This is a genomic window from Streptococcus parasanguinis (assembly GCF_016648925.1).
Classification (GTDB): Bacteria; Bacillota; Bacilli; order Lactobacillales; family Streptococcaceae; genus Streptococcus.
The window spans coordinates 19,837-30,440 of the sequence record NZ_JACLQX010000024.1; the positions used below are offsets into that span (position 1 = coordinate 19,837).

The following is a 10,604-nucleotide window of genomic DNA, read 5'->3' on the forward strand; positions in this document are numbered from 1 at the left end:
TTGTGATATAATGAAGTTTGGATAGTTCCAACTAAAAGGGCTATAAATAGATGTAAAGTGAAAACAAATAAAGAGAGAGGACTGGTGTAATGGCTAGAGACGGCTTTTTTACAGGTTTAGATATCGGTACTAGTTCAATAAAAGTATTGGTGGCAGAACATGTCAATGGAGAAATGAATGTAATTGGAGTCAGCAATGCAAAAAGTGCTGGCGTCAAAGATGGAATTATAGTAGATATCGAAGCTGCTTCAAATGCAATTAAAAATGCAATCAGCCAAGCTGAAGAAAAAGCAGGGATTTCAATCAATCTAGTCAATGTTGGGTTGCCTGCAAACTTACTACAAATCGAAGCAACTCAAGGAATGATTCCAGTCACAAGTGATTCGAAAGAAATCACAGATGCAGATGTTGAAAATGTTGTCAAATCTGCACTCACAAAAAGTATGACACCGGATCGTGAAGTAATCACCTTCATTCCTGAGGAATTCACAGTTGATGGTTTCCAAGGAATTCGCGATCCACGCGGAATGATGGGGATCCGACTTGAAATGCGTGGCCTTCTTTATACAGGACCTCGTACAATCTTGCACAATTTGCGTAAAACCGTTGAACGTGCAGGCTTACAAGTTGAAAACATCATCATTTCACCGCTTGCGATGATCAAAACAGTCTTGAATGAAGGCGAACGTGAATTCGGAGCAACGGTGATCGATATGGGTGGTGGCCAAACAACGGTGGCATCTGTTCGTAGCCAAGAACTTCAATTTACAAATATCTATCAAGAAGGTGGCGATTATGTTACCAAAGATATTTCTAAAGTATTGAAAACTTCTCAAAAATTGGCAGAAGGCTTGAAGTTCAATTATGGTGAAGCCTATGTGCCATCTGCTGGAAACGAAGTCTTCCATGTAGAAGTCATCGGTGAAGTAGAGCCAGTTGAAGTGACTGAGAAGTATTTAGCTGAAATCATTTCAGCACGTATCAAACACATCTTTGAGCAAATCAAACAAGACCTTGAGAGAAGACATTTGTTGGATCTTCCTGGTGGTATTGTGATTATCGGTGGAGGTGCGATCCTTCCTGGTGTTGAAGAATTGGCTCAAGAAGTCTTTGGTGTAAATGTGAAATTGTTTGTTCCAAATCAAATTGGAATTCGCAATCCAGCTTTTGCCCATGTAATTAGCTTGTCTGAATATGCAGGCAATTTGACAGATGTGGATATTATTGCTCAAGCTGCAGTTCATGGAGACGAAGTCTTGCGTCAACAACCGATTCAATTTGATCGTCCAGTGCAACCACAAGTACAACCACAACCTGCTACTCCAGCACAACCGGTAGTACCTGCATACAATGCTGAGAAGATTGAATCTCCAGTGGATGCTCAAGAAATTCCAGCAGCAAGCAATGATAGCAAACAAGAACCAAAAACTACATTCACAGACCGAATGAAAAATTTGATCGGTAATATGTTTGATTAAGGAGTGTAAGTATTTATGACATTTTCATTTGACACAGCAGCGGCACAAGGTGCAGTAATTAAAGTAATCGGTGTCGGTGGCGGTGGCGGTAACGCCATCAATCGTATGATTGACGAAGGCGTTGCCGGAGTAGAATTCATCGCAGCTAATACAGATGTTCAAGCACTTTCAAGTGCTAAGGCTGAAACAGTTATCCAATTGGGTCCAAAATTGACTCGTGGATTGGGTGCTGGAGGTCAACCTGAAGTTGGTCGTAAGGCAGCTGAAGAAAGCGAAGAAGTGTTAACAGAAGCTTTGCAAGGTGCAGACATGGTCTTCATCACTGCAGGGATGGGTGGAGGATCTGGTACAGGTGCTGCACCAGTCATCGCTCGTATTGCTAAAGCTGTAGGTGCTTTGACAGTAGCAGTTGTCACTCGTCCATTCGGGTTTGAAGGTTCAAAACGTGGCAACTTCGCTATTGAAGGGATCAACGAACTTCGCGAACATGTAGATACATTGTTGATTATTTCTAATAACAACTTGCTTGAAATTGTAGACAAGAAGACACCGCTTCTTGAAGCCTTGAGTGAAGCAGATAACGTTCTTCGTCAAGGTGTTCAAGGGATCACTGACTTGATCACAAGTCCTGGATTGATCAACCTTGACTTTGCAGACGTGAAGACTGTTATGGAAAACAAAGGGAATGCCCTCATGGGTATTGGTGTTGGTAGTGGTGAAGAACGCGTTATCGAAGCGGCTCGTAAAGCCATTTACTCTCCACTTCTTGAAACTACAATTGATGGTGCAGAAGACGTGATCGTCAACGTAACAGGTGGTTTGGATATGACATTGATCGAAGCTGAAGAAGCTTCAGAAATTGTGAACCAAGCTGCAGGTCACGGAGTGAACATCTGGTTGGGTACATCTATTGATGAATCTCTTAAAGATGAAATCCGCGTGACGGTTGTTGCAACTGGTGTCCGTCAAGACAAGGTAGAACGCGTTAGCGGCATTGCTTCCTCACAACGTCCTTATAAAACAGGACCACGTGAACAACGCCCACAAGCTGCGCCATTTGACCGTGAATTTGATTTGAAACAAGATGTTGAATTGCCAACAACTCCAAGTCGTCCAGCGGTAGAACCAAACCGTGGCTCAGCCTTTGGTGATTGGGATATTCGTCGTGAGAATATCGTTCGCCAAACTGAACCAACATCAACACATCAAGTTGATCGTTACGTAGATTCATCTTCAGATGATGATGAATTGGAAACACCACCATTCTTCCGGAATCGTTAATCATGAATCTGGTAGAGAATGCTGATCTTGTTCGGCAACAAGTAGAAACAGCAAGAAACAAAGCTAACCGTCAAGATCAAGTTAATGTGATAGCTGTCACCAAGTATGTGGATGTTGCTACAACAGAAGCACTGGTGAAAACAGGTATCCAACATATCGGTGAAAATCGTGTTGATAAATTCCTAGAAAAGTATCAAGCTCTAAAAGAGTATGATCTCACTTGGCACTTGATTGGGAGCCTCCAACGGCGGAAAGTAAAAGACGTGATCAATCTCGTCGATTACTTTCATGCCTTGGATTCGGTGAAGCTGGCTCAAGAAATTCAAAAGCGAGCAGAACACCCGATCAAGTGTTTCCTCCAAGTGAACATTTCTGGAGAAGAAAGTAAGCATGGATTTGCACCCGATGAACTGGATGATGTTTTAGCGGAAATCGCACAGCTGGACAAAATTGAAATTGTTGGTTTAATGACGATGGCTCCTTTTGAGGCTAGTCAAGAAGAGTTGCAGGATATTTTTTCAAAAACTCACCAACTTCAGAAACAACTAGAAAAGAAACAATTAAAAAATATGCCTTTTTCAGAACTAAGTATGGGTATGAGTCGTGACTTTGAAGTAGCCATTGCGAACGGAGCGACTTATGTAAGAATTGGGACATCATTTTTTAAATAGGAAAGAACTATGTCATTAAAAGATAAATTTAACAACTTTATTGACTACTTCACAGAAGACGGTGAAGAAGTAGAAGTTCGCGAGGCAAAAGCAGCTGGGGCGGAAACACAACCAGTTCCACAGCCACAGCCGACTCCTCAAGTGACTTCTCCACGTCCACAGATTAGTCAAAGAGAACCAGTAAAACCAAAACCGACTCCTGTCGCCCCTGTTACGACTCCAGTGTCTACAGCGGCTGTGAAGGAACCTGTTTCAACAACGAAAAGTTCATCTGAAAATATTACGCGCTTGCATGAACGTCAACGTGAATTGGCTGCTAAGCGTGCGAATACAGATGAAAAGATTACCATCGATGTACGCTATCCCCGCAAATACGAGGAAGCGACTGAAATTGTTGATCTATTACTATCTAATGAGAGTATCTTGATTGACTTCCAATATATGACAGAAGTACAAGCACGTCGTTGTTTAGATTATTTGGATGGAGCTCGTTATGTTTTAGCGGGAAATCTTCGTCGTGTGGCAAGTACCATGTACTTGTTGACTCCGATTAATGTAGTTGTTAACGTTGAAGATATTCGCCTTCCAAATGATGTGGAAGTAACAGAATTTGACTACGATATGAAACGTAATCGTTAAAATGATTATTTTTCAATATCTATCAAATATCATTCAAATCTATTCCATCATTCTAGTCATCTATGCCTTGCTTGCTTGGTTCCCTGGGGCGCCTCAGAGTACTCTCGGACAAATGGTTCACCGCCTAGTTGAACCATTTTTGAGCCTTTTTAGAAAGTTACCCTTGCAGGTGGGAGGTTTAGATTTCACAGTTTGGATAGCACTTTTGGTTTTGAACCTGATGAATCAGTTATTAGCCCGCTTGTTCCTACTTTTGATTGGATAGAATATGATGGGACAGAAAGAGATTTACCAACATTTCAATCGCGAAGATCACGAATTTATTGATCGTTGTATTGAATTGTCTGAAAGAGTGGTGGAACGCTATTCTGTTGAGGTGACGGGCTTTTTAAACCCTCATCAGGTCACTATTTTACGAAATGTCGCGGCAAGCTACCAATTACAGGTCTTTGTTTCTAGTGATGAGCAGAAAATGGAGTATGCCAAGGTTATTGTTGCTCCGGATTATTACCAATTAGATCCAAGTGACTTTGATCTGGCCTTATTGGAAATGGTCTATGCTTCAAAATTTCATCACTTGACCCATTCCCAGGTACTGGGGACCATTGTTCACCAATTAGGTGTGGAGCGCAAGTCCTTTGGAGATATTCTAACGAGTGATGGAAAGATCCAAGTATTTGTTGAACAGCGTTTTGTTCACTATTTTATGGATCACATCCAGAAAATTTCTCGGGTACCTGTTAAGCTGAGGGAAGTTCCTCTCTCTGAACAAATGATCGTAGAGGAAGAAAGCCAGCAGCGAGATATTCTCGTGTCGAGTTATCGGTTAGATAAGGTGATTGCTGGGACCTTCAAGCTTTCGCGTTCACAAGCTAGTCAGTTGATTAGTTCTGGTTTAGTGAAAGTTAACTATGCGACTAATTCCAATGTTAGCTATGCTGTAGGTTTGAATGATTTAGTCAGTGTTCGACGCTTTGGGCGTCTTAAAATTGTTTCTGAAAATGGTATTTCAAAGAGTGGAAAATATAAAGTAACTGTTGAAGTACTCTTAAGTAAAAAATGAGGAGGAGTTATGGCTCTTACTGCTTTAGAAATTAAAGATAAAACTTTTGGCGTTAAATTTAGAGGGTATGATGCGAACGAAGTAGAAGAATTTCTAGATATCGTTGTTCGCGATTATGAAGATCTTGTTCGTTTAAATCATGATCAAGAAGCAAAAATTCAAGCTCTTGAAGAACGCTTAAACTATTTTGATGAAATGAAAGATTCATTGAGTCAATCTGTTTTGATTGCACAAGATACTGCGGAACGTGTCAAACAAGCCGCTAACGAACGTTCTGAAAATATTGTTCGTCAAGCTGAACAAGATGCACAGCACTTAGTGGATGAAGCAAAACAAAAAGCAAATGAAATCCTTCGTCATGCAACGGATAATGCCAAGAAGGTTGCCGTTGAAACAGAGGAATTGAAGAACAAGACACGCGTCTTCCATCAACGTTTGAAATCAACCATCGAAAGCCAATTGAGCATTATCGATACACCTGAATGGGATGAAATTCTTCGTCCAACAGCTATGTACATTCAAACAAGTGATGAAGCTTTCCGTGAAATTGTGGAAAAAGCTTTGGGTGAATCAGTTCACCATCATCATGCAGAAGATGATAACATTGATTTGACTCGTCAATTCTCTCCAGCTGAAATCGAAGAATTGCAAAAACGCATCGAAGCTGCTAATTTAGAATTGGGTGCAACACAAGCGTTTGAAGGTTTGAATGAAAAAGTTCAATCCGCTTTAGAAGAAGCAGAGCACGCTCGTCATGAAAATGAGGAAGTCTTTGAGGTTGAGGAAACTGTTCAACCAGAAGATGATGCAAATCGTGAATCTGTCAATATTTTATAATTTTGTAAAAACAGGTCCATTAATGATAGGTCTAGCGAGCAGATGATGGTGGAAGATCTGCACTCCCTCTTAATGGATGATCCTTTTACAGTATTCGTTCTGAACCCTTGAGTAAGAACGGACGTTTCCCTCGTTACGGGATGAGAGGAGAAGGTCGCTTGCGACTTCTCGAACAAAGGTGGTACCACGAGCAATCGTCCTTTTTAGGATGCTCGTGTTTTTTTTTATAGCTTTTAAATCAATAAGGAGACACAATGAAACTCAAAGAAACATTGAATCTTGGGAAAACAGCTTTTCCAATGCGGGCTGGGCTTCCAACGAAAGAACCAGTTTGGCAAAAAGAATGGGAAGATGCAAAATTGTATCAACGCCGTCAAGAGTTGAATGAAGGAAAACCGCATTTTACGCTTCATGATGGCCCTCCCTATGCTAACGGAAATATTCACGTAGGGCATGCCATGAACAAGATCTCAAAAGATATCATTGTTCGTTCTAAGTCTATGTCAGGTTTTTATGCACCGTACATCCCAGGTTGGGATACCCATGGTTTGCCAATTGAGCAAGTCTTGGCTAAACAAGGTGTGAAACGTAAAGAAATGGACTTGGTTGAGTACCTGAAACTCTGCCGTGAATACGCTCTTTCTCAAGTAGATAAACAACGCGAAGACTTTAAACGCTTAGGTGTTTCAGGTGATTGGGATCATCCGTATGTAACCTTGACGCCTGACTATGAAGCAGCGCAAATCCGCGTCTTTGGTGAAATGGCCAATAAAGGCTATATCTACCGTGGGGCTAAGCCAGTTTACTGGTCTTGGTCTTCTGAGTCAGCTCTTGCTGAAGCGGAAATTGAATACCATGATTTGGTATCAACGTCTCTTTACTATGCGAACAAAGTTAAAGATGGTAAGGGTGTCCTAGATACAGACACTTACATCGTTGTCTGGACAACAACTCCATTTACTGTTACAGCTTCTCGTGGATTGACGGTGGGTGCAGAGTTTGATTATGTCGTAGTGAAACCTGCTGGATCTGACCGCAAGTATGTCGTAGCATCTGAGCTTTTGTCAAGTCTTTCTGAAAAATTCGGTTGGGAAAATGTTGAAGTCCTTGCTACTTACCAAGGGAAAGAATTGAACCATATTATCACAGAGCACCCATGGGATACGGAAGTTGATGAATTGGTGATCCTTGGTGAGCATGTAACCCTTGATTCAGGTACCGGTATCGTCCATACGGCTCCTGGTTTTGGTGAGGATGACTACAATGTAGGAATTGCAAATGGCCTCGAAGTAGCCGTTACGGTTAACGAACGCGGTATTATGATGGAGAATGCTGGTCCTGATTTTGCAGGTCAATTCTACGACAAGGTTGTACCAACTGTTATTGAGAAACTTGGCGATTTACTTCTTGCTCAAGAAGAAATCTCTCACTCCTACCCATTTGACTGGCGTACGAAAAAACCAATCATCTGGCGTGCCGTGCCACAATGGTTTGCTTCTGTTTCAAAATTCCGCCAAGAAATCTTGGATGAAATTGAAAAAGTAAAATTCCACTCAGAATGGGGGAAAGTCCGTCTTTACAACATGATTCGTGACCGTGGTGACTGGGTCATCTCTCGTCAACGTGCATGGGGAGTTCCACTTCCAATCTTCTACGCTGAAGATGGTACACCAATCATGACAGCTGAAACCATCGAACATGTAGCTCAACTCTTTGAAGAGCACGGATCAATCGTCTGGTGGCAACGTGATGCCAAAGACCTCTTGCCAGAAGGATTTACCCATCCAGGTTCACCAAATGGTGAGTTCAAAAAAGAAACAGATATCATGGACGTCTGGTTCGACTCAGGTTCATCATGGAATGGGGTCGTGGTTAACCGTCCAGAACTCAAATACCCAGCAGATCTTTACCTAGAAGGTTCAGACCAATACCGTGGTTGGTTCAACTCATCACTCATCACATCTGTGGCAAACCATGGCGTAGCGCCTTATAAACAAATCTTGTCACAAGGTTTCGCCTTGGATGGTAAAGGTGAGAAGATGTCTAAATCTCTTGGGAATACCATTGCTCCAAGCGATGTTGAAAAACAATTTGGTGCGGAAATCTTGCGTCTCTGGGTAACAAGTGTTGATTCAAGCAACGACGTACGTATCTCTATGGATATCTTGAGCCAAGTCTCAGAAACTTACCGTAAGATCCGTAATACCCTTCGTTTCTTGATTGCTAACACATCTGACTTTAATCCAGCTGAGGATGCAGTCGCTTATGAAGAACTTCGTTCTGTTGATAAGTACATGACCATCCGCTTTAACCAACTTGTTAAGACTATTCGTGACGCTTATGCAAACTTCGAATTCTTGACGATTTATAAGGCTTTGGTTAACTTTATCAATGTTGATCTGTCAGCCTTCTACCTTGATTTTGCCAAAGATGTTGTCTACATCGAAGGTGCGAAATCTCTTGAACGCCGTCAGATGCAAACAGTCTTCTATGACATCCTTGTGAAGATCACTAAACTCTTGACGCCAATTCTTCCTCACACTGCTGAAGAAATCTGGTCATACCTTGAGTTTGAAGCAGAGGATTTTGTTCAATTATCAGAATTGCCAGAAGCAGAAACGTTTGCCAACCAAGAAGAAATCTTGGATACTTGGTCAGCCTTCATGGACTTCCGTGGTCAAGCTCAAAAAGCCTTGGAAGAAGCACGTAATGAAAAAGTGATCGGTAAATCACTAGAAGCTCACTTGACAGTTTATCCAAATGAAGTGGTGAAAACTCTTCTTGGAGCTGTTGATAGCAATGTCGCCCAACTCTTGATTGTCTCTGAATTAACCATCGCAGAAGGAGCAGCTCCAGAAGGAGCAGTTAGCTTTGAAGATGTTGCCTTCACTGTTGAACGTGCAGCTGGTGAAGTTTGTGACCGTTGCCGTCGTATCGATCCAACAACTGCAGAACGCCACTACCACGCAACCATCTGTGATCACTGTGCAAGCATTGTCGAAGAGAACTTTGCGGACGCAGTCGCAGAAGGATTTGAAGCAAAATAATAAGAAGTGAAAAATCGCAGGGAGAGAGTCTCCTTGCGACTTTTCAATAAAGAGGAAGTTATGTGGTACCAGAAAGAATTTAAGGAACTAGAACTGAAAGAGTTTTACGAGATCGTTCAGCTGCGATTAGAGACCTTTGTCGTGGAACAAACTAGGATCTACAATGATCTCGATGATATTGATTATCGATCTATCCATCTTTTTCATCAAAATAGGGAAGGACGTGTGGATGCTTATGCTCGCATATTCGCAACGGGACTGACGATTCATTTTGGCAGAGTGGCTGTTTCCAAAGGTAGCCGTGGTCAAGGACTAGGAAAGGCTATGGTAGAGCAAATTTTGGACCTGTGTGAACAGAGATTTCCTGGACGGGCCATTGAAATTGAGGCTCAAGAACAGGTGGTCGGCTTGTATGAAAAATTAGGTTTTTAAACGGTGAGCAAGCCCTTTATCTTGGCTTCTACCCCTCACGTAAAAATGATCTTTCAGAAATAAAGAATCCTTTCATCTCATAATCGAGGTGAAGGGATTTTTTTGGAAAAAGATAGCAAAGAAAAAAGTAAGGCAAATTGGCCTTACTTAGTAATTGGAAAGGAAATTTCAATTAGTTTATCGGAGTAGAGGGTTTTAATAGCGGATTGATCAATGTTTTGAAGATCAATCTTACGTTTTAAAAAGAACTCACGAATTAATTCTACTTCAGTTTCACGAATAGCACGGTGTTTGTTACTGATCAATAATTCATAGTGGGTTGGGGCTTGTGTAAAAACAACATCAGTATTGCCCGCGGAATAAACCTCGACAAGCAAGGCGTCAGTGCTGGCAAGTTGGCTCTTGACCAGTGCAGCATGACTATTGGTGGTATTAATGAGCTTCATATGAGTTCCTCCTGACCTCTATCTTCATTTATTATAGCACTTTTTTTTATTTTGTGAAAGAAGTCCTTTAGTTTTTATGGGCAATTTTCCACTGTTCAATGCCCCATTTATGGCTGCCACGTTTGAGTTTTTCAATCGCTTCCTCTACTGGAAACCAAGAGAGATTGTTAAAATCTTCCAGTGGTTTTTGAGTTTCTGTATAGTCGACGACTTCATAAATATAGGCAGGATTGTAGAAGTAGGTATCCCGGTGGCTAGAATAAAAATACTCGTCTGCTTGGCCATAGTATTGCCCTAAAATAGCGGTAAAGCCTAATTCTTCGATTAGTTCCCGTTTCAGAGCTTGCAAGTGATCTTCACCCGCCTCGATTTCCCCGCCAGGTAAGAACCAAGCCCCATTAGGAGCTTGAACGAGGATGATCTGATCCTGGTCCTTATTGGAAATAACAGCGTAGACACCGTAGCGGTTCACATACGCAACATCTTGTTTCTTTTCACCAAAACTTGGAATGGTCATGGTTTTCTCTTTTCTTATTTTTTCATCATTATATCATATTTTTTAGCAAAAATCTGGAGGAAAAAAAAAAGAGAGTGGGACAAAAGTCCTAGCCTCTCAATTGTTTTTGGATTGTTGATCAAGACGCAGTGGTTGAGTGGGCTCTACTACGCTGATTTCATCAGCTTTTACAGCCCTACTCAACTGTGCGGAG

General features: G+C 41.6%; 10 protein-coding genes and 1 pseudogene. 9 read left to right on the top strand and 2 right to left on the bottom strand.

The features are described 5' to 3' along the window. Positions 1 to 89 precede the first annotated feature (89 nt). The 9 genes and pseudogenes from ftsA (at position 90) to H7T97_RS08540 (ending at position 9,511) form a co-directional block, all read left to right on the top strand. The gene (gene ftsA, locus H7T97_RS08500; protein ID WP_150905500.1) at positions 90 to 1,478 is read left to right on the top strand and encodes a cell division protein FtsA; all 1,389 of its coding nucleotides are present in this window, start codon (positions 90 to 92) and stop codon (positions 1,476 to 1,478) included. Positions 1,479 to 1,493: 15 nt separating this feature from the next. Further along, complete coding sequence (ftsZ, locus tag H7T97_RS08505; RefSeq protein ID WP_003005955.1) at positions 1,494 to 2,759, top strand: cell division protein FtsZ; 1,266 nt, start codon at positions 1,494 to 1,496, stop codon at positions 2,757 to 2,759. A 2-nt stretch (positions 2,760 to 2,761) separates the two neighbouring features. Continuing rightward, positions 2,762 to 3,430, top strand: a complete 669-nt coding sequence (locus H7T97_RS08510) for a YggS family pyridoxal phosphate-dependent enzyme (protein ID WP_003011742.1) — start codon at positions 2,762 to 2,764, stop codon at positions 3,428 to 3,430. 9 nt (positions 3,431 to 3,439) lie between these two features. Then, the gene (locus H7T97_RS08515; RefSeq protein WP_195189621.1) at positions 3,440 to 4,069 is read left to right on the top strand and encodes a cell division protein SepF; all 630 of its coding nucleotides are present in this window, start codon (positions 3,440 to 3,442) and stop codon (positions 4,067 to 4,069) included. 1 nt (position 4,070) lies between these two features. After that, positions 4,071 to 4,334 (top strand): YggT family protein, encoded by a 264-nt coding sequence (locus H7T97_RS08520; RefSeq protein ID WP_049491323.1) that lies wholly within the window; start codon positions 4,071 to 4,073, stop codon positions 4,332 to 4,334. Positions 4,335 to 4,340: 6 nt separating this feature from the next. Further along, positions 4,341 to 5,132, top strand: a complete 792-nt coding sequence (locus H7T97_RS08525) for a YlmH family RNA-binding protein (protein ID WP_080976937.1) — start codon at positions 4,341 to 4,343, stop codon at positions 5,130 to 5,132. A gap of 9 nt (positions 5,133 to 5,141) precedes the next feature. Beyond that, positions 5,142 to 5,969 carry a DivIVA domain-containing protein gene (locus H7T97_RS08530; RefSeq protein ID WP_031575947.1) on the top strand — a complete coding sequence of 276 codons (828 nt, stop codon included), beginning with the start codon at positions 5,142 to 5,144 and terminating at the stop codon, positions 5,967 to 5,969. Positions 5,970 to 6,223: 254 nt separating this feature from the next. Beyond that, positions 6,224 to 9,016 carry an isoleucine--tRNA ligase gene (gene ileS, locus H7T97_RS08535; protein ID WP_201090050.1) on the top strand — a complete coding sequence of 931 codons (2,793 nt, stop codon included), beginning with the start codon at positions 6,224 to 6,226 and terminating at the stop codon, positions 9,014 to 9,016. Between the two features lie 60 nt (positions 9,017 to 9,076). Further along, positions 9,077 to 9,511: pseudogene (locus H7T97_RS08540) on the top strand (GNAT family N-acetyltransferase). Between the two features lie 80 nt (positions 9,512 to 9,591). Here the strand turns inward: H7T97_RS08540 and H7T97_RS08545 are convergent. Both H7T97_RS08545 and H7T97_RS08550 read right to left on the bottom strand, forming a co-directional pair. Then, the gene (locus H7T97_RS08545) at positions 9,592 to 9,894 is read right to left on the bottom strand and encodes a DUF1827 family protein (RefSeq protein ID WP_021152773.1); all 303 of its coding nucleotides are present in this window, start codon (positions 9,892 to 9,894) and stop codon (positions 9,592 to 9,594) included. Between the two features lie 67 nt (positions 9,895 to 9,961). Then, a complete protein-coding gene (locus tag H7T97_RS08550) occupies positions 9,962 to 10,411 on the bottom strand; it encodes an NUDIX hydrolase (protein ID WP_045759172.1) in 450 nt (149 codons plus the stop codon). Positions 10,412 to 10,604: the final 193 nt, after the last annotated feature.